The organism is uncultured Agathobaculum sp. (genome assembly GCF_963927765.1).
In the GTDB taxonomy this organism is placed as follows: domain Bacteria; phylum Bacillota; class Clostridia; order Oscillospirales; family Butyricicoccaceae; genus Agathobaculum.
On sequence record NZ_CAWVCU010000129.1, the window covers coordinates 1 to 23,650 of the forward strand.

The window sequence follows — 23,650 nt, forward strand, 5'->3', positions numbered from 1 at the left end:
TGCGCAATGCGATTGTGTTTCGGCGCGTTGAGGCCGCCTCCAAAATATCTCATTTCGCTACGATGATAATAATTATACGCGGAAACGATTTATTTGTCAATTTTGGCAGCGCATCTCAAATTCGCAGCATCTGTCCCGATCCCTCAAATCTGCATGCCTTGGTATTGAAGAATACGAAACACCTGTCATCTTCTGACATATTTTTATGTCAAAGAGAGCTGACGTTTACAAATCACGGCGAGCTTTCACAGGCTATATGCTTGGAATAAGGCTTTAGAAAATCCCGTTCAAAGTCGACCACAGCCAAAGGTCGGCTGTAATAGTACCCTTGTCCATAGTTGCAGGAAAGCTGCGCCATCATCTGTTCATTTTCCCGTGTTTCGACTCCCTCAGCCACGGTGCTGATATTCAGCTGCTTCGCCAGATCCAAAATGCAGCCCATGATTTTGCGTTGCGTGCCCTCAGTATCTTTGGCCACTCCCATCAAAAACAATCGATCCAGCTTTAACTCGTCAATCTTCAGCCGCCCCAAGGTATTGAGAGAGGAATAGCCGCTTCCAAAATCATCCATGGAAATGCGGAATCCGGCCGCCCGCAACTGATCAATGCAGGCATTGACCTGATCCATATGCTCCAAAGCCAGACTTTCTAAGATTTCCAGAGTAATATACCGGGGAGATATGTCGTATTTCTCTGTAATGGCCAACAGTTTTTCCACATAACCCTCGCTGACAAACAGCAGTCTGGTCTGATTGACCGAGATATTGATAGGCGTCGTTCCTTCATCCATCCACTGCCGCAGCTGCTTACAGACCTGCTCCACCATATAGAGATCCAGTTGTACACAGAATCCATTTTCCTCAAATAGCGGAATAAACTGGTCCGGAAAGATCAGCCCCCTATCTTGTGTCTGCCAGCGCACCAAGGCTTCAGCGCCCGTGAGCAGCCCTGTGTTTAAATCCATTTTGGGCTGCAAATACATACGGAATTCCTCTTGCTCCAGCGCACGCTGCATATGGCTTTCCACATAAAGGCGCATCTGCTCGGCATCGTGAAGAGCCTCATCATAAATACAGATCGACTGCTTTTTATTCTTTTTCCCTTGGGCTAACGCTGCCATCATGTAGGTATGTTTAGCGGCAGCTGAAAACGGCTCGGGAGCCGCCGCGGTCAGTACACAGCCGCAATATACAGAAACAGAATAATCTCCCAGCAGTTCGAATGCCTCCTTCTGGATCATATCAAGAAGGGCCTGAATACGATCAACAGCTGGATCCGCCTGATTTTCCCGCAAGGCCAGATAAAATACATCGGCTGACTGACGGCAGAAGAATTCCTCCGGTCGGCAAATTTTGTCCAGGCAATACTTGATCCGGCACAAAAACTGATCGGCAATAGAGAGACCATAGGTCTCGTTAATATGCTTAAAGTTCCTCAGATTCAGTGCAACCAGCATCAGGGGAATTTTTTGGTCACAGGCCTGACTGAGCAGCAAGCGAAATTCGTCATCGTTGTATGCGCCTGTCAGATTGTCATACCGGGACAGCTGCTCTAATTGCTGTTGGGTACGGGTCGCCTCTTGGCGGGCTTTTCTAATATTATGGTAAAGAGAATGCAGGCACAAGCTCAATACCAAAACGATAAGTGTTACCAGCAGGTGAAAGCGATGCACATACAACCACTCAGCAGGTGTGTAGGTAACCTTTACGGACATAGCCTGATAAAACATATTCTGGCTTTGCGCATCTGAGATAGAACGTATATACCGATTTAAAATCGATAATAAATTTCCTGAGACATGACTTGTTACTCCGATGCAATAGGACACGTTTTTATCGCTCGACCAATCAACAGAAAGATTATCATAGAGCCCTTGCTTTTGCAGGTAATAGTTTATCGAATACATATCCATACGGCCGCAGCCGATCTTGCCGGACCTCAGATTGTTGAGCATCGATTGCGTGTTGGTATAAAAGCGCTGGATATCCTCATCATCCGATGGAGTATCGCCGGATGGCCCCCATACAAGCAGACTGCTTCCGCTATAATATGGCAAGGTAAATTGGATGCCATCTACAGTAATATAGCTTGATGTACTGGCGGCACAGGCAATCAAATCCACCTGCCCCTGTTGGATACGCTGAATACCATCCTCACAGGATTGCACAATGACAGGCTCATACTGCAGACCTGTGGCTTCTGCCAGAGCTTCAAAATAGCTGGCTGCCATTCCCTGTGCTTGTCCGTCCCGGGCATATTGCAGCGGCGCATTTCCATCGCAGAAAGCAACCTTCAGCGTCCCTAAATCCTGAATATATTCTCTGTCCTGCTCTGACATGACAAAACGACCATTGGAGTAAAAATACTCATCATAGAGCTCGGTTTGCAAATAAGGATATGCCCGGCTCATCTGGTACATTGCATTATTAAGGGGCTGGAGCAAAGACTGATTCCCTTTATACAGCGCAAAGTAATACGGCGTAGGAGCAAATCTCGCTATGGTGCGGAAGTTGTCCACGATTGCCATGTCAACCTGCAGGATTGCATCCGCTTCGCCTGTTCGTACCGCTTCCAGTGCATCTGCAATAGTGGGATACTCTATCACTTCGTAAGTAAAATGGTTCAGCTGTGCATACTGCGACAGTTCTTCCATGCGTTGGGATAACTGTGGAGCAGATGCAACTTTTATTCCGTTCCAGGAAGCAAAATCCTCTTCTGCCCACTGGGTGGAGTCCTCCAAAACGGTCAGAGAAGTATATGTGGTTCCATAACTGTAGCTGGGATAAAGGAAATATTCCTCAAGGCTGGGGAGATAGTTCATGGTCCCCATCATGTCGATCTCACCGTCCATCAGCATCTGCATCAAAGTGCTGATTTGCGTATTCGTGTCCCCTTCGGCCGTTACAAACTCATAGTCCCAGTTCGTGTATAGACTGAGGTATTCCAAATAGTCTACCATATACCCAGCATATTCCCCATTTTCATCCAGATAGGAAATGCCATGCTGGATGGGAAATCCAACACGAACCACGGTATTCTTGTTTGAAGCACCCTGTGCTGCCGGCATCACAGATACCATGATGCATACAGCTATTAGCAGCCATGCCAACTTTCTTACTCGTTTCACCGTAACACAGATCCTCCCCATTAACAGCGATATTGCTGTGGTGATCCGCTTATCAAAAGCAGATAGGTTTTGCTTTCCGCGCACTTATCTCCCAGTTAAATTTATTTTGATCGAGATTGGCGATTATGCTTCTTATCTTTGTAAAGGTCGATATCTGCTACTTCAATGACCGCTTCCAATTTGTTGTCAGCAGACACAATTGCTTTTCCAACTGAAATACCTGCCCAAGCTCTCTCATCTTTTCCGGCATCCACCATGGCACTTTTTATTCTTTGTGCAAAAGTATATGCTTGTTCTTCTGTTTCAAAGCCGCTGCAAAGAAGAATAAACTCGTCGCCCCCCATGCGGCATACAATGTCCGAGGATCGAACGATATTGTTTAGTGTCATAGCCATTTTTTTGAGCACATGATTTCCCGCCATGTGTCCAAATGTATTATTGACCTCTTTGAATTTATCTACATCAATAATAAAGATCCAACAGGAAGGGTGTGTATCCACATAATGCTGATAGCCCTCCTGAAAGGTACGGTAGTTGATTAACCCCGTTAGCCCATCCCGCTCGGCCAGAGTTTGCAGATATTCCATTTTCTCCAGTTTCTCGTTAAATTGGCTGAGAAGGGTCTTGGGATAATATTCCCCATCGGTCTGCTCAACATTTGGCAGCGAGTGATGAATGTGGATGATTTTCCATCCATCCTCTCTGCGCCGATACACCATAGAAAAGCGACTGTCCATATCAATGGTGACTTCCCGGTCTTCGCTTTCCCAGTAGATATAGATCTCGCCATAGACTAGGCAAAGATCTTCCGACAGCAAAACCGGTTCACACCAAAAATCGCGAAACTGAAACTGAATGTCGTTTCGCTCTGCAACTTCTTGATACATAGCCGTTTGAAATGCTTGTGCCGTTTGATAGATTTCGTGCTTGCCCGTTCCAATGATTGTGCAGGTCGGATCGATCCAATTTTCAATTGGATGACGGCCATTTTCATCCACATCCGCAAAATAAGTCTGCCACATCTGCCGGGTAAACTGATAAAAGTCCATCATATTTACGCATAACTCCTTTTAGCAAAATGCATGCAATCCATTTTCTCGCGCTATCATCGGATTCTTGCTTACGGACCGATTATCCGGTATTGCAAATATTGATTTTTCCCTTTGCGTTTTGCGTCGTATAATGCAATATTGGCACAGTGATAAAGGTCAGCAAATGACGCTCCGTCCTGAGAATAGCACACGATGCTGGCTGCCTATTTGATCTGTATTGCAGCAAGCGTATTGCCGTTTTCCGCAGTCACAAGAAGCAGCCTATCCCCTTCGAGCATAATAATACTAATTTTATATCGTCAGTAGGACACGAAAATTTAATACTTTTCACCAAAAATGAAATTATATTCCATTCGTAATATGCCCCGCTAGAACAGCTTACTGCCTAAAGTGTGGATTTCAATGCTCAATTGTACTGGGGGAGTTTGGATAAATATCCTATTAGAATCAACAACGGCAGCAAGCATCACTGCTTGCTGCCGTTGTTGATTGTGACCGCAAATACGTTCCTAACGATATGTACGGTTCGTATCTGCGCGTTTTGGTGGAGCCGAGGGGAGTTGAACCCCTGTCCGAAAGCACATTCACCGTGACTTCTCCGGGCGCAGTTTGTCTTTTTGCATTCCCTCCATGACACGCCGGCAAACAGGCTGGTCACTTTAGTAGAGTCATGTTACATGACGGGGGCAACTCTTACCCCGTACACGTTCACCACTAATCGACGCCGGATCTCAAAGCCGTGGTCCTCTCTGAGCCGACGGGCTAAGCCTTAATTAGGCAGCCTGAAGAGTATAATCGTTGTTGTTTAATTTATAAACAGTTGGAGCTTTTTACGCAGATCCCCGCTGCGGCCCGCTATCCCGGCTTCAACACCCACGTCGAACCCGTTACGGCCCCATTTCGGGTGCATCCATCGGATGCGAAAAATCAACGATTTCTCTCCTTCATCGCGCGATCCATCTCCCGCTTGGCATCTCGCGCCGCAATGCTGTCGCGTTTGTCGTGCAGCTTTTTACCTTTACACAAACCAAGCTCGATTTTGACACGCGAGTTTTTGAAATAGACCGAAAGCGGAATCAGAGAATACCCGTCCTGCTTGGTTTTGCCAAACAGGTTTGCAATCTCCTTTTTGTGCATCAGCAGACGCCGCACGCGTAACGGATCTTTATTGAAGATATTTCCCTTTTCATAGGGGGAAATATGCATCCCGCGCACAAAAAGCTCGCCATCCTTGAAAGTGCAGTAGGAATCCTTCAGATTGATCTGCCCCTGTCGGATCGACTTGACCTCGGTGCCTGCCAATTCGATGCCCGCTTCGTATTTTTCCTCGACAAAGTAGTCATGCCATGCTTTTTTGTTGGCCGTGACCTGTTTGGTGCCTTGCTTGGACACTGCGCCCATGGCAATCCCTCCTTTTCGTGGTTTTGTTTATCATATCATGCAATACCGCGTTTGTAAAGGCACAAGAATGTTACAAATTGCGACCGAAACCGCACTGCTACTCAAAAGAGCGGCAGTGCGCCGGTGATCGGGTCAACTTTTTCGGGCAGCGCAGGCTCAAACGCAAGGCAGGTATAGGTCGGCTCGCCGTGAAACTCTGTGATACCATTGTCGCAGATGAGCGCGGACAAAATGCCTGCTTCCTTTGCCTTGCGGTCAATTGCAAGCAATTCTTCCTCCGAATCTACATACACGCACACCTTCGCCACGCCGCGCGAAAACCATTCGCTGAGCGGTGTAGCAGACTGTGCACTCTCTGCCAGTGTCACGCCTGCTTCATCTGCTCGAATCTGTCCGAGCCGCTGCTCTCGATCCAGCGCAGCCAGTACCGCCGTGACGCAGGCATGCCCTGCCTGCGCCGCAATCTTCCCCTTGCGCATTTTCAAATCCCGCCGCATCACAATCATCTGCTTGGGCTTATCCATGCCTGCGCCTCCCCTGTTTATTCTACCGTATTGGTCAGCTTGCCAATGCCCTCGATCTCGCAGGTGACTACGTCGCCCTTCTTGAGGAACTTCGGCGGCGTGAAGCCCATGCCAACGCCCGCAGGTGTGCCGGTTGCAATGATGGTGCCTGCTTTGAGCGTCATGCCCTGAGACAACTCTGCGATGATCTCCGCGACCGAATGCAGCAGATGATCCGTGCTGCTGTTCTGGCGCGGTTCGTCATTGACCGTGGACGAAATGGCAAGCGCGGGCGGATAGGCAATTTCATCCGCCGTCACGATGCACGGCCCCATCGGAGTGAAACCGTCTAGTGACTTGCCGAAATACCACTGATTGTGCGCGGTCTGCAAATTGCGCGCGGATACATCATTGACGATCGTATAGCCAAAAATATGGCCGGGCGCTTCGGACACGCTGACATTCTTGCAGTCCTTGCCGATCACCACGCCAAGCTCCGCTTCATAGTCCAGACTGTCCACCAGACCTTCATACGCCGGAATGGGATCACCGTAACCGCTTGCTTCACACACGCGTTTGCTGAAATAGACCGCCTTTTTGCGGTTGACAAGAAACGCATCCTCATGAAAGCGCGCAGACTCGACTGCATGATCTGCGTAGTTGATACCAAGGCAGATTACATCCTGCGCCGGGTGCGGAATGGGTGCGCGCAGACGCACACTATTCAACCGCAGCGCTGCGCCTTCGGTTGCCTGCTCTGCATCCGCCAGCCTTGCCAGCTGCGCCGGGGAAATGCGGCGGATCAGCTCGGTCATATCCGGAAACGACAGCCCGAACGCTTCAATCGGCCAGATAAGTCCCGGCCAACCATCACAACCCACGCCGATGCGGTCGACACCGTCATTATTTTGATACGTATATAGCTTCATACATTGGTCACGCTCCTCTTGATATTGCCAGTTTTATCATAGCACAAACTGCACAAAAATCAAAGCATCTATTTGAATGTTTGCACAAACTATGGTATGCTCTTATCAGAACGAATGGGCAAAAGCGCCCCGCTTTTCCTTTTTGTGTCATGCCTGAATGAACGGAGGAAGCATGTCAATGACCGGAACCTGCGAAGATTGCGCGTATAATGTATATGATGACATTCTGGACGAGTATGTCTGCGAAGCCTATCTGGATGAAGACGAGTTTTACCGTCTATCTCAAAGCAACGGCCCTTGTCCGTATTACCGCTCCGGCGATGATTATGAGCTGGTGCGCCATCAAAACTGAGGAGAGGATATCATGACCGAACGAGAAAAAGCAGCCGCCGGGCTGCTGTATGATGCCAATTATGACCCCGAATTGCTGCAAGCCCGCGCGGTGGCAAAAGACCTTTGCATGGATTACAACCAGTTGCGCAGCACACAGCAAGCGGAGCGTCTCGCACTGCTGCGTACACTGCTGGCCGCCTGCGGCGAAGATACCTACATCGAGCCGCCCTTTTTTGTCGATTACGGCAGCAATATCCGCGTAGGCAAGGCGTTTTACGCCAATCACAATCTGGTCATTCTGGATGGTGCGCCCGTCACCTTCGGCGACCATGTGTTCATTGGCCCAAACTGCTGTTTTTCCACGGCTGGACACCCGCTTGATACCGCGCAGCGGAACGCCGGCTTGGAATACGCCAAACCTATCACAGTCGGCAACAATGTGTGGATCGGTATGGGCGTGCAGATACTGCCCGGCGTGACCATCGGAGACAATACCGTCATCGGCGCGGGCAGCGTTGTCAACAAAGACATTCCTGCCGGTGTGCTGGCGGTCGGTGTACCTTGCCGCCCGATCCGCGAAATCGCACAAAAGCCGCGCCGTGTCATCCTGTAATTTATACAAAGAACCCTCTGCCTGCAGGCAGAGGGTTCTTTATATGCTTTTATGATACGGCCTCGACGGTCTCTACACCATTCTCTCGATAGGTGTACACCGTAAATCCGCTGTACGTCCAAACGCCGTCTTCGCCTTCACCCATGCAGCTGGGCGAATAGCTCTTGGAGCTGGGCGAGCCGAGCGCGCCTTCCAGCGCAGAGGCAGAAGAACCGATGTAGCCGGATGCCTGTGCAGCGGTCGGCTTAGCGGGTTCCGGCTCCGGTTCGGGCTGCGGCGCAGGAGCCGGTGTGGATTCCGGCTTGCTGGTCGAAGTGCTGCCGGACGAGGTATTGCTGGAAGAGCTGCCGGACGACGGCTTGCTGGTCGCGCTGCTGCCCGAAGAAGTCGAACCAGACGACGTGCTGCCGCCGGATTGCGGCTTGCTGGTGGAGCTGCTGCCCGTGCTCGTACCGGACGCAGTGCTGCCAGATTGCGGCTTAGACTGCGAAGCGCTGTCCGAAGTCTCACTGCCAGCGGCGGTATCCTTGTCTGCTTCGGTCTTGTCCTTGTCGCTGGTTTCGTCCTCAGCCTTGTCCTTATTTTCCTCATCCTTTACCGTATCAACGGCCTCATTATCCTTTTTGTCCTCGGCTGCGGTATTCTGCCCGCCGCCGCAAGCTGCCAGACTGCCGCACAAAATCAGCGCCAGCAGCAGGGCTGTCATTCTCTTTTTCATATCTTATTCCTCCTGGTTGTTTCTGCTTTATTCGACGGATTCTGTCCCTTGGGAGTTCCCTAAATCAGGCGGATATTTGAGTAAATTTTCAATGTTCCGTTCAACGATTTCAACGATCACCGTATCGCCTGCCTGCACCTGTGTTAACGGATACGGCATCTGCCGCGTGATAACGGCCTCGCGGAAGTCTGCCGCCAGAAAAGGATGCAGCGCATTGCCGAACGAGTCGCGGCACAGGATCAATCGTCCGTTTTGCGCGTGCTCGCTTGTGGTCTGTATCAAAATATCCTCGGCTGTACGCGGCGGCGTAACATAAGAAAAGTCAATTTCATACTGCTGCTGCGCCTCCAATTCCGTCCCTTTCGGATACAGCATCTCGTACAGATCGCCGCGATGGGTATTTTCCGTTGTATAGGATGCCTCCCCAAACGGCGTATACGGCAAACCGAGCGTTTGCATCAAAAAATCGTGCGCAAGCGCCGCGCCGCGGTTGGTCCAGTGCGAATCCGTCTGGAGGTAAAGCACCTCATCCTGCTCGGAGAAAAACGTGAACAAATCGGCATAGTGTACACCATATTCCTGCAAATACTTTGCAACCAGCTCATAATTGCCCGGGGAATCGCTTTGCAGGTAGCGTGACGGCATATGTTCGGGATAAAGGGAGTTCTTATTGGGCGCGATGGTGAACACAAACCGTGCGCCGCGCGCTTCGCAATACGCCTGCATATCCGCGACCGTCTGTGCGACTTGTCGCGCCTGCTCCTCAGTCAGCGTCGCGTGATTTTGGTAGTCGTCCAGCGTTTCCGCATAGTACAGCCAGCCATCTGAGCCATAGATCACATCCTCAGCCGGGGACGTGGCCAGCAGCGTAGTCTGCAAAGCGGCGTTTGCCGTGACCATCTCCTGCCGCAGCGCAAAGTGATCCGCGATATAGTCGGTCACCTGATCGAGCACGGCGGTGTTCCAACTCCCGTCCTCGTTTTTCAAGGTCGGCTTAGGCGACAGCCGCTCATTTGCAGCCGCCTGCGTCGGCGGCAGAAACAACATGCCTGCTGAAGGGATCAAGCAAAGCAGCACAAAGGCTGCGGTAAAAATTTTGTATTTCATGGCAGCCTCCTCAGAATTGAAAATAAATAAACGGGTTAAATGTACCCGCAGACAGGTTGAGCATACACAGCACGAGCAGCACCATAGCCCCTGCAAGCGTGATCGACTCATTTTTCGGCTGCAACCGTTTCGCGGTCGGCAAGCTGAGCAAAAGCGCCAGCATCAGCGTCAACAGGAATACCGGTGTCAATAAGGAACATACGGTCACGGTTCCTGTCCAGCCCAGCCCCACGCCGGTAAACATAGCCGCGAACATCGCACCTGCCTGAGAGAGAGACTCCGCACGGAACAGCGTAAAGCCGAGCACGACCACCAGCATGGTATACACATGCCCGAGCGCTCTGCCCTTGAGCCGACGCGCGGGCACGATCCCGCTGTCCTCGAGCACCGAGAACAGACCGTGCCACAACCCCCACAGCACGAACGTCCAGTTCGCGCCGTGCCACAGACCAGTCGTGAAGAACACAATCACACGGTTGACCCAGGTGCGTACCTTTCCCTTGCGGTTACCACCCAACGGGATATACAGATAATCGCGGAACCAAGTCGACAACGAAATATGCCAGCGCCGCCAGAATTCCTGAATCGTGGTTGCCGTATAGGGGTAATCGAAATTCTCGAGGAAATGGAAGCCGAACATGCGACCCATGCCAATCGCCATGTCGCTGTAACCGGAAAAGTCGAAGTAGATTTGCAGCGTGTAGCAGATCGCGCCCGTCCACGCGGCAAACATACCGATTTCTCCTGCGGGCAGCGCGAATACCGCGTCCGCCATCTGTCCCATCGCATTGGAAATCAGCAGTTTTTTGGAAAGTCCGCAGATGAACCGACGGATACCCAGCGCAGTCTCACGCGGTGTGGTCTGCCGCTGGTCAATCTCCTTTTCAATGTCGTGATACTTGACGATCGGCCCTGCGATCAACTGCGGGAAATACGAAATATAGAGCAATATCTTCACAAAAGAGCGGGAAACGATCGACTTATCGCGGTATACGTCGATCACATACGACAATCCCTGAAAGGTGAAGAACGAAATGCCGATTGGTAAAGCAATTCCAGTCAGCGGTAACGATAAACCAAACAGACCGTTTATGGTACCGATCATAAAGTCCGCGTATTTGAACACCGCCAGCAAGCCAATGCCGCCTGCGACCGCGATCCCGACGCCCAATTTCGGATATTTCCCCGCCGCCAGCAGACCGCAGCCATAATTAAGCGCTACACTGAGCAGCAATAGCGGCAAATAGACCGGTTGCCCAAAAGAATAAAAAATCAGGCTGGCAACCAGCAGCAGAATATTTTTTGCCCGTATGCCGCGCAACAGACGATCCAGCACGAACACGACCGGCAGGAAAACGAATAGAAAAATCGCCGAACTGAAAACCATGTTGTTTTTTCCTTTTTCTCTTTATTATGCCTGCTCGCTTTGCACTTTAGTCTCCCGCACATAGTTTGCAATTGCAATACCGCTGCTGACCAGCACCAATGCGCTCAGATTGCGCAAAGTCAGAAGCTGTTCTCCCAGCACGATTGCAGAGATCAGCGCGCCGAACACAGGAATCAAAAAGCAAAACAGGCTGACCTTGCCCACTGGGAATTTTCCCAGAAGTGCCGTCCAGATCGTGAACGCCGCGGCGGACAGCACCACCATGTATGCCAGCAGCAGCACACCAGCCGGCGTGACTGCTCCCAACCGGCCCCCGCCGATCCACCCGACAACCAGCAAAAACGCTCCGCCCAGCAAAAGCTGCCAGCCGGTCAGCAACATCGGGTCACGTCCCGGCGTATAGATGCGGGAAACCAGCGCACCCGCACCGGCAGACATCGCCGACAGCAACACCAAGCCGTCGCCGTGCAGATTGAAGCCGTTAAGACCGCCCAAACCGAGTGCCAGAACACCCGCAAAGCCGCACAGACAGCCAATCACCTTTTGCCGGTTCATCTTATCGTTTTTCAAAAACAGATGTGCAAAAATCAGCGCAAAAAAGGTCTGCGTGCCGGACAATACCGCACCCTTGGTTCCGGTGGTGCCAGACAATCCGATGTAGTAGCACACATACTGAATCATGCTCTGAAACAGGCAGATCCAGAAAATCGGCTTCCACTCACTGCGCACCGGAACGATACGGTGTCCCTTGATGCGCGCCACCAGCAATACCAGCAAGCCTGCCAGCGCAAACCGCCAGCCTGCAAAAAACAGCTGGGAGAATGGTGCGTCCGACGCAATAGCAAACCACTCATATCCTTTTTTGATGCAGGGAGCTGCACTGCCCCACAGTGCGGTACACAATACCGCAGGCATATATAATCGACGAACCAACCCGTTTTTTTGTTCCTGCATTTTTCTTTCCCCTTTTTCTGACGTGAAGCCAGTATACCATTTCCCCCCTTCATGCGCAAGCAAGGGAGATTTATCGGACACACTCTCTGCTATTCTATTATCAGAGGAGGTGAACGGCATGATTTACAGCTGTCAAACCAAATGCTGTCACTATGTTTTTCTTGGCAGTGAGCAGCAGCACACCTGTCCAGACTGCGGAAAGCAGCAGATCCGTCCGGCAACCGCAGCGGAACGTGCCGAATTCTTTCACCGGCACACCGCCGCCCTCGTCCGACGCCGCCGTTCTGGCTGAGCGCACAGTAAAAGACCTTCCGAACCATTCCGGAAGGTCTTTTACATGCCGTTTTCATTTGTCATTTCATTTCTGACTCCTCAAGGCAGCCACAGCAGCCACCGTAATGATTTCACATTACTTGGCGGTGTGACGCGCCTTGCGAGACATCGACTTGACGCGGTTCTGGTCCAGATCCAGCATACGCGCTGCGACCAGATCATTGAAGAAACCCTTCATCATGATTTCGTCACGCTCCTTTTTCTGTAATGTTTCTGAGACCGTTTCCCGATCTCTGCTATTATAATACACGGAGCGCGTCAGAAAAGCAAGCGGCATGTTTTATGAATATCACACAACTAACGACATTTATTTTTATGCAACATTACCTATACTCGTTAACATTTTGTACACATTTTGCAGAATTTAATTGGTAGTTTTCAATAACTTAACCTTTTCCATATTCTTTTGCCAATTCTGCAAAGAGCGGCAGCGCGCGACGAATGGTTTCGGTCTGCACGCAATAGGAAATACGCATATGTCCCGGCGCGCCGAAATCCGCACCCGGCACAACCAGCAGGTCGTATTTCTTCGCGCGTTCGCAGAACGCGCGGTCATCCGGTTCCAATGTCTGCGGAAACAGATAAAACGCACCCGCCGGTTTAACGCAGGAATACCCCATACCCGTCAATCCGTCATACAGCAAATCGCGATTGGTCTGGTAAATCGAAATATCACTCGTCTGACCCGCGCAGCGTGCCGTCACGCGTTGGAACATGCTTGGCGCGCATACATACCCCAACGCGCGACCCGCACCGCAGACCGCCGCATACAGATCAGCGCTGTCGGCCGCCTGCGGCGGCACCAGAACATAGCCGATGCGCTCGCCCGGCAACGAAAGCGACTTGGAATAGGAATAGCAAACGATGGTGTCATCATAGTAATTCGGCACAAACGGCACATTGACACCGTCATAGACAATTTCCCGGTAAGGTTCATCCGACACCAGATAGATCGGATGCCCATACTGCTTTTCCTTTTCGCACAGCAACGCGGCCAATTGCTTGATGGTCTGCTCGGAATAAACCGCGCCAGACGGATTGTTCGGAGAATTGATCACGACCGCCTTGGTGTGCTCGTTCAGCGCCTGTTCCAACGCATCAAAGTCGATCTGGAAATCCGTAATAGACGGCGGCACGATGACCGCTTTCGCGCCTGCGCCGCGTTCAATGAACATCAGATATTCCGGGAAGTACGGTGCCAGCACAACAAACTCATCCCCCGGACACGCAATCGCCTTGAAGGCGCAGGACAAGGCTGCCGCCGCACCCGCAGTCAAGTACAGGCTATCGCCCGTGTAATCGGTGCCGAATCGACGGATCAGATCGTCCGCCAATGTTTTACGCACGTCAGCCGCGCCCTGCGCAGAAGTATAGCCGTGCAACTCAACTGGATCGCCTGCGGCCTCGGCCAGAATCGCCTCACGCACCGCATCCGGTGCAGGCACATTCGGATTGCCGATGGAGAAATCAAATACATTTTCCCGGCCCACCACCGCTGCGCGCTGATTGCCGTATTCAAAAAGCTCGCGGATGGTGGAACGGTTGTTCCCCAGCGCGGCCATCTGCTGATTGAGCATGTCAAATCGCCCCTTTCTTATGGAGTTTATTATAGCACAGCGCAAAAGCACACGCAAGAAAAAGCCCGCCGCACGGTTTTCCGTGCGGCGGGCTTACTTTTACGCTTATTCGAACTTGATCTGCTTTTCCGGCAAGTCCTCATCGGTCAACAATGCGCCGATCGACGGAATGCTGCGGCAACGGTAACGACCGTTATCCGACAGCCCTGCATCCTCCATGCGGCAGGCATGCGTGATCGTGTGCTTGCCGCGCAGTACCATGGCCTGCACGCCCTGCGTCGAGCGGCTGGCCTTGATATCCAGCATATTCGCACGGAAGGTCAGAGCGCGGTTCGCCGTCGAGAACATGGTGATCTCGGTTTCCTCATCGACCGGATGGAAGAACGCCACCGCGGGCGACTTAGCCGAGTACGCGCCGGTCAGGCGACGGCGGTTGGTTTTGGTCTCAAAGCTTTCGAGCGAAAACCGCGCGGCCTTGCCGTTCTGGAACACGATGACCATATTGCCTTTGTAATCGCCCGGCAGCATGGCATAGACCGGCATTTCTCCCTCGTCCATCCCCAGCTTGCTTGCCAGATAATCACCCAGCACGGATGCCTTGCAATCGTCAAAATCATACAGATGTGCTTTATAGGCCTGCTGCATATTGGTGAAGAAAATGATCTCCGCCTTATTCGTCGTCTCGGTCTGCCAAATGACCTCGTCACCATCCTTGAGCTTATGCTCCTGCGACATGCGCCACGACTGCGGCGTGATCTTCTTGAAATAGCCTTCGCGCGTCAAGAACAGCAGCACCGCGTAATCTTCGATGTGATCCTCCTCATCAAACTCCGGCACCGCTCCGGCAGTTACCAGACGGGTGCGGCGTGGCGACGGATATTTCTTGATGACCTGCTCCAACTCTTTGATGATGATATTCCGGATTTTCGCCTTGGATTTGACGATCTCTTCGAGTTTGGCGATCTCCTTTTCAAGTGCTTCGGTCTCCTGCGTGCGCTTGAGGATATATTCCTTGTTGATGTTGCGCAAGCGGATATCCGCAATGAACTCTGCCTGAATCTGGTCAATGCCAAAGCCAATCATCAGATTCGGGATAACCTCGGCATCCTCCTCTGTCTCACGGATGATACGAATTGCCTTATCGATATCCAGCAGGATTTTAGCCAGGCCGTGCAGCAAATGCAGCTTGTCCTTCTTCTTGTTCAGATCAAAGAACACACGGCGGCGAACACACTCGGTACGCCATGCGGTCCACTCATCGAGCAGCTCGCGCACGCCCAATACGCGTGGCATACCTGCAATCAGCACATTGAAGTTGCAGGAAAAGCTGTCCATCAGCGGCGTCATCTTCATCAGCTTTGCCATCAGCTTTTCCGGATCGGTGCCACGCTTGAGGTCAATGGCAATCTTCAAACCAGACAGATCGGTTTCATCGCGCACATCCGCGATCTCGCGCACCTTGCCGCTCTTGACCAATTCTGCAATCTTGTCAATGATCGCTTCGATCGTGGTTGTATACGGAATCTCTGTGATTTCGATTAGATTTTCCTTTTTGTCAAATGTCCACTTTGCGCGCACTTTGAACGAACCGCGGCCGGTCTCATAAATCGCGCGCATCTCATCCTCATCGTAAATCAGCTCTCCGCCGGTCGTAAAGTCCGGCGCGGGCAGGGTCGTGAGCAGATCGTGCTCCGGATTTTTGATCCATTCGATCGTTGTGCGGCACACCTCTTCGAGATTGAAGCCGCAGAAGTTGGACGCCATACCGACCGCGATGCCGGTATTAGCCGATACCAGAATATTCGGGAAGGTCGTCGGCAGCAGCGTCGGCTCTTTCATTGTGCCGTCGTAGTTGTCCACAAAGTCGATCGCATCTGCGTCGATATCGCGGAACAGTTCCGCACAAAACGCATCTAGCTTCGCCTCAGTGTAACGCGGCGCAGCATACGCCATATCGCGCGAATACACCTTGCCGAAGTTGCCCTTGGAATCGACAAACGGCATCAGCAGCGCCTCGTTGCCGCGTGTCAGACGCACCATCGTCTCATAAATTGCCGCATCACCGTGCGGGTTCAGCTTCATCGTTGAACCGACGATATTGGCCGACTTGGTGCGGTTTCCGTTCAGCAACCCCATCTTGTACATCGTGTACAGCAGCTTGCGGTGCGACGGCTTAAAGCCGTCGATCTCCGGAATCGCACGCGAGACAATGACACTCATCGCATAGGGCATATAATTCTCGCGCAGCGTATCCGTGATGCGCTGATCGACCGAAGGATGCTCCTTATATACTTTTGGCTCGTCGTTTTTCTTTTTTGCCATCCGAATTTAACTCCTTGTCAGGATATATCCGCCAAATCCAAATACTGCGCGCCGTTTTCCGCGATATATTCCTTGCGGCCGGACAGATTGTCGCCCAGCAGCAGGTCAAACATTTCACTGGTCGCCTTCGCATCCTCGGGCTGAATACGGATCAGGCGGCGGGTCTCGGGATTCATCGTAGTCTCCCACATCATATCCGCTTCATTCTCACCCAGGCCCTTAGAACGCTGGATCAGCACCTTTTTGCCCTCCAGCTTTTGCAGAATCGCGGCCTTTTCGCTCTCATCGAACGCGAAATAACTCTTGTCCCGATAGGTGATCTCATAAAGCGGCGACTCCGCGATATAGACATAGCCCTTTTCGATCAGCGTCGGCACCAGCCGGTACAGCATGGTCAGAATCAGCGTGCGAATCTGGAAGCCGTCTACGTCGGCATCGGTGCAGATAATGATGCGCCGCCAGCGGAGTGCTTCCAAATCAAACGCGGACAAATCTTTTGCAGCCTTGCCGCGCACCTCGACTCCGCAGCCGAGCACCTTCAGCAGGTCAGTGATGATATCATTCTTAAAAATCTTGCCGTAATCCGCTTTCAGACAGTTGAGAATCTTACCGCGCACCGGCATGATCGCCTGAAACTCGCTGTCACGTCCCTGTTTGACCGAACCGAGCGCGGAATCACCCTCCACGATATACAGTTCGCGCCGCGTGACATCCTTGGTGCGGCAATCGACAAACTTCTGCACGCGGTTGGCAAGGTCAATGCCGCCGGACAGCTTCTTTTTGATGTTCAAGCGCGCCTTTTCCGCCTGCTCGCGGCTGCGCTTGTTGATGAGAATCTGCTCGGCAATCTTATCCGCCTCGGCCTTGTTCTCGATGAAGTAAATTTCCAACCCCTGCTTGAGGAAATCGGTCATTGCCTCTTGGATGAACTTGTTGGTGATCGCCTTTTTGGTCTGGTTCTCATACGAGGTCTGGGTGGAAAAGCAGTTGGTCACAAGCACAAGGCTGTCCATTACGTCCTGAAACGTGACCTTACTTTCGTTCTTGGTATATTTTCCGTTCTGCTTGAGGTACGCATCCAGCGCCGAAACAAACGCTGAACGCACCGCCTTGTCCGGCGCGCCACCGTGCTCCAGCCACGAAGAGTTGTGATAATATTCGATGCGCGATACGGCAGAGGAAAAACAGAACGCGCAGGACAGCTTTACCTTGTATTCGGGCTTGTCCGCACGATCGCGGCCACGACGCTCGCCTTCCAGAAACTGCACCGTGGTCAACGGGTTTTCACCCACAAGCTCGGTGACATAATCCACAATTCCGTTTTGATAGAGGAACTCTGTCGTTTCAAACTTGCCGCCGACCTGATTGCGCAGCACGAATTTGATATGGCTGTTGACAACGGCCTGCCGCTTGAGTGTGTCCAAATAATAGTCCACCGGAATGTTGATATCCGTAAACACTTCCAGATCGGGCTTCCAGCGAATGGTCGTGCCGGTTTTCTTCGCCGTCGTGGGCTTTTTGATAAAGCCCTCCTTGGCATCGGTCTTGTTCTCGCCTTTTTCAAAGTGCAAACGATACTCGAACCCGTCGCGCACCACTGTTACATCCATGTATTCCGAAGAATACTGAGTCGCACAGGTGCCTAGACCGTTCAGACCCAAAGAGAACTCATAGTTTTCACCGGTATCGTTTTTATACTTGCCGCCCGCATACAGCTCACAGAACACCAATTCCCAGTTATAACGCTGCTCGTTCTCGTTCCACTCGATCGGCACACCACGACCACGGTCGGCTACCTCGATCGAGCCATCCTCATAACGGGTGGTGACGATTTCCGTACCAAAGCCCTCGCGCGCTTCGTCGATCGAGTTGGACAGGATCTCAAACACTGCGTGCTCGCAGCCTTCCAGACCGTCCGAACCGAAGATAACACCCGGGCGTTTGCGCACACGGTCCGCACCTTTGAGCGAGGAAATGCTCTCGTTGCCGTATGACGGTTTTGCTTTGCTCATATCGTCTTTAACTCCCTGTTTCCGCAGTTCTCAAATCCATAACTATCATATTATACGCTGTTTTGCTTTATTTTTCAATCATTTTCCGATGTATATACGCAAAACGCAAAATCAGTTTTTCGACAAAAAACGCGCGCTGCCTGATGCAGTGCGCGCTTTCTATAATAATGGGCGTTTGCGCCTCTTGTCTTTGGACTGTCCGGGAGCCTGCGCGGTATTCCGTCCCACAGGGCCGAACAGATTTTTATCGTCTTCCCATGAAGAAGTTTATATCAAAAGGGGTTGTTCCCTTGCTGTGGTTATACTATACCGTACCCATATGTCTAAAGTTTGTAGAAAATTTGAAAGAAGTGTAAACACTGCCGAAATGACCGTTTTTGTCATTTTTCATAGCAGACAAAAAAGAGCAGATGCAAAAGCATCTGCTCTTTTTCAGTCAATTAGCGAAACTTTTTCTTCTTCGCGCGCGCTGCCTCAGACTTCTTGCGGCGCTTGACGCTCGGGCTTTCATAATGCTCACGCTTGCGGAGCTCGGAAAGCGTACCCGCCTTGGCGCACGAACGCTTGAAACGGCGCAGCGCGCTGTCAATAGATTCATTTTCTTTGATGCGGATCTCCGACACTGTTTTCCCTCCCTCCGCGCGTTCCCCTCTGGAGGAACACTTTGCACGGCCGCATGCACCGTGGCACACAAAACCGTAAGAATATTATATCTGTTTTTACCGTCCGTGTCAATAAGAAAGTTTAACGAACGACCAGATTGACAATTTTACCAGGTACGACGATCTGCTTGATCATTTCCTTGCCCGCAATCGCGTTCTGCACCTTCTCCTCTGCAAGCGCGGTGTCAATGGCCACCTGCTTATCGCAATCCGCCGGCAGCTTGATCGTGCACTTGAGCTTGCCATTGACCTGTACCGCCACTTCTACGGTATCCTCGACCGTCTTGGCTTCTTCATATACCGGCCACGGTGCAACAGACAGCAAGCCTTCGCCGCCCATCTGCTGCCACAGTTCTTCGGTGATGTGCGGTGCAAACGGGTTGAGCAGCGTCAGGAAGGTCATATACTCAGCCTTGTTGACGCCCTTATCATAAAACTCGTTGAGCATGGTCATCAGCGCTGCGATCGCGGTATTCGCCTTGAGGTTGTCCGCGTCTTCGCCAACCTTCTTGATCGTGCGGTGCATGAGCACTTCGTGCTGCTTGGAGTATGCGTCGCCCTCCTGCACCTTTTCGGCCAGACCCCATACACGCTCGAGGAAGCGGCGGCAGCCCTTAATGGACTTCGGGCTCCACGGCGCAGCCTTCTCAAAGTCGCCAATGAACATTTCGTACAGACGCATGGTATCCGCGCCATAGGTATCAACGATTTCGTCCGGATTGACCACATTACCGCGGCTCTTGGACATCTTCTCGCCGTTCTCGCCCAGAATCATGCCGTGGCTCGTACGGCGGGCGTACGGCTCCTTGGTCGGCACCACGCCGATGTCATACAGGAACTTGTGCCAGAAACGGCTGTACAGCAGATGCAGTGTGGTATGCTCCATGCCGCCGTTGTACCAATCAACCGGCGACCAGTATTCGAGCGCTTCCTTAGAGGCAAGCGCCTTGTCGTTGTGCGGGTCCATATAGCGCAGGAAATACCACGAAGAACCAGCCCACTGGGGCATGGTGTCGGTCTCGCGCTTGGCAGGGCCGCCACAGCACGGACAAGTAGTGTTGACCCAGTCGGTCATCTTGGCAAGCGGACTTTCGCCGTTTTCGGTCGGCTCGTAGCTCTCCACGTCCGGCAAGGTCAGCGGCAGCTGCTCCTCCGGAATCGGCACCCAGCCGCACTTCTCGCAGTGCACCAGCGGAATGGGTTCGCCCCAGTAGCGCTGGCGGGAGAATACCCAGTCGCGCAGCTTGTACTGCACCTTGGCGTGGCCGATGCCCTTCTCCTCCAGCCATGCAATCATCGCCGGAATCGCGTCCTTGACCGTCTTGCCGTTGAGGAAATCCGAGTTGACCAGAATGCCAGTCTCATCCTTGGCCGTGAACGCAGCCTTCTGTACATCCTCGCCGCCGGAAACGACTTCGATGATCTCACAGCCGAACTTCTTGGCAAACTCCCAGTCACGGTCATCATGTGCCGGAACGGCCATGATCGCACCCGTGCCATAACCCATCAGAACGTAGTCAGACACGAAAATCGGGATCTCGCGGCCATTGACCGGATTGATGGCTGCCACGCCGTCCAGCTTAACGCCGGTCTTGTCCTTGTTCAGCTCGGTGCGCTCGAAATCCGACTTGCGCGCGGCTTCCTCGCGGTAAGCGCGTACCGCGTCAATATTCTTCAGCTTGTCCGCCCACTTCTCGACTGACGGATGCTCAGGCGAGATGACCATATAGGTCGCGCCGAACAGCGTATCCGGACGGGTAGTGTAAACGGTCAGCGTATCACCCTCGGTGGTCTTAAAATCGACCTCTGCGCCGGTCGAGCGGCCGATCCAGTTGCGCTGCTGCACCTTGACGCGCTCAATGAAGTCCACCTCATCCAGATCGTCGATCAGACGCTGCGCGTACTTGGTGATTGCCAGCATCCACTGGCTCTTGGTCTTGTGTACAACCTCGCTGCCGCAGCGCTCGCATACGCCGTTGACAACCTCTTCGTTTGCCAGCACGCACTTACAGGAGGTGCACCAGTTGACGCTCATTTCCTTCTTATAGGCAAGGCCCTTCTTAAACAGCTGCAAGAAAATCCACTGCGTCCACTTGTAGTAGTTCGGGTCGGTCGTGTTGATCTCACGCGACCAGTCGAACGACAAACCGAGCGACTTGAGCTGGCTCTTAAAGCGCGCAACGTTCTTCTTGGTTACTTCGGCCGGATGGATGTGGTTCTTGATGGCAAAGTTCTCGGTCGGCAGACCAAAGGCATCCCACCCCATCGGATACAGCACATTATAGCCCTGCATGCGCTTTTTACGCGCAACAATATCCAGCGCAGTGTAAGAACGCGGGTGACCTACGTGCAGACCCTGGCCGGACGGATACGGGAACTCAACCAGCGCATAGAATTTTTCTTTATCGCCGCCGTTTTCCGCTTCGAAGCAATGCGCCTCATCCCAGATGTCCTGCCACTTTTTTTCAACCAGTTTGTGATCGTACTTCAACGGTATTTCCCCCTAAAGTGAATGGTTTATTTTAGGCGCGGTAACGCGGCGGACACACTTTCTGTATCCGCCGCATCCCGTTTTATTTTTCTGCAATGCCAAGCTCGGACAGCGCCACAGGCGTTCCGTCCTTCCACAGGTTCTCCAGATTGTAGAACTTGCGAGCCTCCGGCATGAACACATGCAGCACCACGCAGCCATAATCCAGCAGCATCCACTGCGCAGATTCATAACCCTCGGTGTGATGCACCAGCGTTTCATGGTCGTATTTCAGACGCCACTCCACGTTATCAGCCAGCGCCTTGACCTGCGTGGTCGAAGAAGCCGAACAGATGACGAAATACTCGGTCAGCTCGGTCAGGCGTTCTACCTGCAGCACTTCGATTTCCTGCGCCTTTTTCTCTATCAGCGCTTCACAAATCGCTTTTACGGTATCTTTTGCAGTCAATTTTCAAACTCCTTCTTTATTGTCATGCTTCCGGGTCTACAACAGCACCGCCGCCCGAAGTATCTCCACCGCCGGAGGTGTCGCCGCCGGTCGAGCCGCCGCCGGAGGTGTCTTCACCGCCGGTCGAGCCGCCGCCCGAAGTGTCTCCTCCGTCAGTCGAGCCGCCAGAAGTGTCTCCTCCGCCGGTACTACCGTCGCCTGAGGTGTCTCCGCCGCCAGTACTGCTTCCGCCTGAGGTGTCTCCACCACCTGACGTACCACCGCCGGTTGTATCTCCGCCACCCGACGTGTCTCCGCCAGCTTCAGGATCTGTGCTGCCGCCGCTCGAAGTGTCTCCACCTGACGAACTGCCGCCGCTGGACGAACCGGTATCATCACTATAATCATTTTCGGAGGTGTCGCCCCAGACATAATTATCCTCGCCCGAGCTGACGCCGCCGCTCCAACTCGAAGAGCTGCCGCTTTCCGGTCCGCTCACCATATCGAGCGTCGTGATCGGCTCTTCATACGGGTTAAAGTACTTGTTGACCAGGTCAAGCGTCTCCTGATAATACGGGAAGAAGAACGAATACTGGTACGGATCGCTGCCGGCATAGCTCATCGCGCCGTAACCGGGGAGCGTAAAGAACTGGATGTTCTCATTTTTGATCTGCAAGGCCTGCATGCCCATCCAGAGCAGCTCGCCCGCGGTCAAATCGGTCTTTACATTCTGGAATACCGCATCGGCAATTTCCGGAATCTTGGTGATGTTTTTGAGCTGGAATACTTCCGCTGCAAGCGCCTTGAGGAACTTCTGCTGGTTCTCCACGCGGCCCTCGTCGCCATTCGGATACTGTACGGAATAGTCATTATTATGACGCCAGCGCAGGAATTCTACCGTCTGCTTGCCGTCCAGATGCTGCATACCGGCATACAGGTCGATGTGCAGATCCTGCGACGGATCATCGTATTCCATACGGAACGGAATTTCGTAATCAATGCCGCCGATTGCATCTACAATCGCCGCAATACCGTCAAAATTAACGATAACATACTTGTCCGGCTTGAAGCCCATCAGACGTTCGATCTCGATCTTCGTCTGCTCAATGCCCTTGCTCATGCCATAAGCGGCATTGATCTTTCGGCTTGCACCACTCAGACCGTTGTTGCACATCGTGTCGCGCGGAATGTTCACAATATTGATGGTCTTTTTATTAACGTCCATCGTGGCGACCATCAATGCGTCGGTTCTGGTTTCATCCTCGTCAACTGCGCCGACCACAAAGGTAAACACATCATCAATGCGCGTGCCCGAATTGAGCATGCTGTTGACGTCGATCTTATCTCCGTTTTCCTTATCCTTGATGGTTGGATCATTGGCCTGCGGCGGACGGATAAAAATCACTGCGGCAGCCGCAACGCAAAGCAGCAACGCAAGTACAACCGCCGTGATAATAATAATGCGCCTGCGTTTCTGGCTCTTGGTCGGCTGTTTTTTTACCTTCGCGCCCTTTTTCCCTGCCGATTTCGGCGCAGACTGCGGCGCTCGCTGCGCCATAGGCTTTGACGCGGACTGCGGCGCTCTCTGCGCCGTAGGCATCGGCTTTTGATTGGTTTTGCCCGCGGCCTGCCGCGGCGCGCTTTGCTTTTGCGTGCGGTTTGTGCGGCCGCTGTGGCCTCCGCTGCCTCCAAAAAGTTTCAA

At 52.5% G+C, this 23,650-nt stretch carries 19 protein-coding genes and 1 other RNA gene; 2 read left to right on the forward strand and 18 right to left on the reverse strand.

Going from position 1 to position 23,650, the window contains the following annotated elements; genetic code table 11:
- Positions 1 to 232: 232 nt before the first annotated feature.
- From ABGT74_RS11435 to ABGT74_RS11460, 6 genes are all read right to left on the reverse strand, one after another.
- Positions 233 to 3,127: an EAL domain-containing protein gene (locus ABGT74_RS11435; protein ID WP_346705575.1), complete on the reverse strand. Its 2,895-nt coding sequence runs from the start codon at positions 3,125 to 3,127 to the stop codon at positions 233 to 235.
- A gap of 101 nt (positions 3,128 to 3,228) precedes the next feature.
- Positions 3,229 to 4,179 carry a diguanylate cyclase gene (locus tag ABGT74_RS11440; protein ID WP_346705576.1) on the reverse strand — a complete coding sequence of 317 codons (951 nt, stop codon included), beginning with the start codon at positions 4,177 to 4,179 and terminating at the stop codon, positions 3,229 to 3,231.
- A 542-nt stretch (positions 4,180 to 4,721) separates the two neighbouring features.
- Positions 4,722 to 5,076, reverse strand: a transfer-messenger RNA (tmRNA) gene (gene ssrA, locus ABGT74_RS11445).
- Positions 5,077 to 5,106: 30 nt separating this feature from the next.
- Positions 5,107 to 5,580: an SsrA-binding protein SmpB gene (smpB, locus tag ABGT74_RS11450; RefSeq protein WP_297274817.1), complete on the reverse strand. Its 474-nt coding sequence runs from the start codon at positions 5,578 to 5,580 to the stop codon at positions 5,107 to 5,109.
- A 101-nt stretch (positions 5,581 to 5,681) separates the two neighbouring features.
- On the reverse strand, positions 5,682 to 6,104 hold the full coding sequence (pth2, locus tag ABGT74_RS11455; protein WP_346705577.1) for an aminoacyl-tRNA hydrolase: 423 nt from the start codon (positions 6,102 to 6,104) through the stop codon (positions 5,682 to 5,684).
- A 17-nt stretch (positions 6,105 to 6,121) separates the two neighbouring features.
- Positions 6,122 to 7,012: a fumarylacetoacetate hydrolase family protein gene (locus tag ABGT74_RS11460; RefSeq protein WP_346705578.1), complete on the reverse strand. Its 891-nt coding sequence runs from the start codon at positions 7,010 to 7,012 to the stop codon at positions 6,122 to 6,124.
- Between the two features lie 178 nt (positions 7,013 to 7,190).
- Here ABGT74_RS11460 and ABGT74_RS11465 point away from each other — a divergent pair, with 178 nt between their 5' ends.
- Together ABGT74_RS11465 and ABGT74_RS11470 are read left to right on the forward strand one after the other, a co-directional pair.
- Positions 7,191 to 7,364 carry a DUF6472 family protein gene (locus tag ABGT74_RS11465; RefSeq protein WP_297284155.1) on the forward strand — a complete coding sequence of 58 codons (174 nt, stop codon included), beginning with the start codon at positions 7,191 to 7,193 and terminating at the stop codon, positions 7,362 to 7,364.
- 12 nt (positions 7,365 to 7,376) lie between these two features.
- Positions 7,377 to 7,958 carry a sugar O-acetyltransferase gene (locus ABGT74_RS11470; protein ID WP_346705579.1) on the forward strand — a complete coding sequence of 194 codons (582 nt, stop codon included), beginning with the start codon at positions 7,377 to 7,379 and terminating at the stop codon, positions 7,956 to 7,958.
- 49 nt (positions 7,959 to 8,007) lie between these two features.
- Here ABGT74_RS11470 and ABGT74_RS11475 read toward each other — a convergent pair whose 3' ends face one another.
- The 12 genes from ABGT74_RS11475 to ABGT74_RS11530 all read right to left on the reverse strand — a co-directional run bounded on the left by ABGT74_RS11475 (position 8,008) and on the right by ABGT74_RS11530 (position 23,650).
- The gene (locus ABGT74_RS11475) at positions 8,008 to 8,676 is read right to left on the reverse strand and encodes a hypothetical protein (protein ID WP_346705580.1); all 669 of its coding nucleotides are present in this window, start codon (positions 8,674 to 8,676) and stop codon (positions 8,008 to 8,010) included.
- Between the two features lie 27 nt (positions 8,677 to 8,703).
- Positions 8,704 to 9,783, reverse strand: a complete 1,080-nt coding sequence (locus ABGT74_RS11480; RefSeq protein ID WP_297284152.1) for a hypothetical protein — start codon at positions 9,781 to 9,783, stop codon at positions 8,704 to 8,706.
- Between the two features lie 10 nt (positions 9,784 to 9,793).
- The gene (locus ABGT74_RS11485; protein WP_346705581.1) at positions 9,794 to 11,170 is read right to left on the reverse strand and encodes an MBOAT family protein; all 1,377 of its coding nucleotides are present in this window, start codon (positions 11,168 to 11,170) and stop codon (positions 9,794 to 9,796) included.
- A 24-nt stretch (positions 11,171 to 11,194) separates the two neighbouring features.
- A complete protein-coding gene (locus ABGT74_RS11490) occupies positions 11,195 to 12,124 on the reverse strand; it encodes a DMT family transporter (protein ID WP_346705582.1) in 930 nt (309 codons plus the stop codon).
- Between the two features lie 100 nt (positions 12,125 to 12,224).
- The gene (locus ABGT74_RS11495) at positions 12,225 to 12,422 is read right to left on the reverse strand and encodes a hypothetical protein (protein WP_297282421.1); all 198 of its coding nucleotides are present in this window, start codon (positions 12,420 to 12,422) and stop codon (positions 12,225 to 12,227) included.
- A gap of 421 nt (positions 12,423 to 12,843) precedes the next feature.
- Positions 12,844 to 14,034: a pyridoxal phosphate-dependent aminotransferase gene (locus ABGT74_RS11500; RefSeq protein WP_346705584.1), complete on the reverse strand. Its 1,191-nt coding sequence runs from the start codon at positions 14,032 to 14,034 to the stop codon at positions 12,844 to 12,846.
- A 105-nt stretch (positions 14,035 to 14,139) separates the two neighbouring features.
- The gene (locus ABGT74_RS11505; RefSeq protein WP_297282419.1) at positions 14,140 to 16,356 is read right to left on the reverse strand and encodes a DNA topoisomerase (ATP-hydrolyzing) subunit A; all 2,217 of its coding nucleotides are present in this window, start codon (positions 16,354 to 16,356) and stop codon (positions 14,140 to 14,142) included.
- 17 nt (positions 16,357 to 16,373) lie between these two features.
- Positions 16,374 to 18,368, reverse strand: coding sequence for a toprim domain-containing protein (locus tag ABGT74_RS11510; protein WP_346705585.1), 1,995 nt, complete (start codon positions 18,366 to 18,368; stop codon positions 16,374 to 16,376).
- Positions 18,369 to 18,808: 440 nt separating this feature from the next.
- A complete protein-coding gene (gene rpsU, locus ABGT74_RS11515) occupies positions 18,809 to 18,991 on the reverse strand; it encodes a 30S ribosomal protein S21 (protein ID WP_031472056.1) in 183 nt (60 codons plus the stop codon).
- A 121-nt stretch (positions 18,992 to 19,112) separates the two neighbouring features.
- Complete coding sequence (gene leuS, locus ABGT74_RS11520; RefSeq protein WP_346705586.1) at positions 19,113 to 21,521, reverse strand: leucine--tRNA ligase; 2,409 nt, start codon at positions 21,519 to 21,521, stop codon at positions 19,113 to 19,115.
- An 82-nt stretch (positions 21,522 to 21,603) separates the two neighbouring features.
- Positions 21,604 to 21,969: a ribosome silencing factor gene (gene rsfS / locus ABGT74_RS11525; RefSeq protein WP_297282416.1), complete on the reverse strand. Its 366-nt coding sequence runs from the start codon at positions 21,967 to 21,969 to the stop codon at positions 21,604 to 21,606.
- 22 nt (positions 21,970 to 21,991) lie between these two features.
- The gene (locus ABGT74_RS11530; RefSeq protein WP_346705587.1) at positions 21,992 to 23,650 is read right to left on the reverse strand and encodes an LCP family protein; all 1,659 of its coding nucleotides are present in this window, start codon (positions 23,648 to 23,650) and stop codon (positions 21,992 to 21,994) included.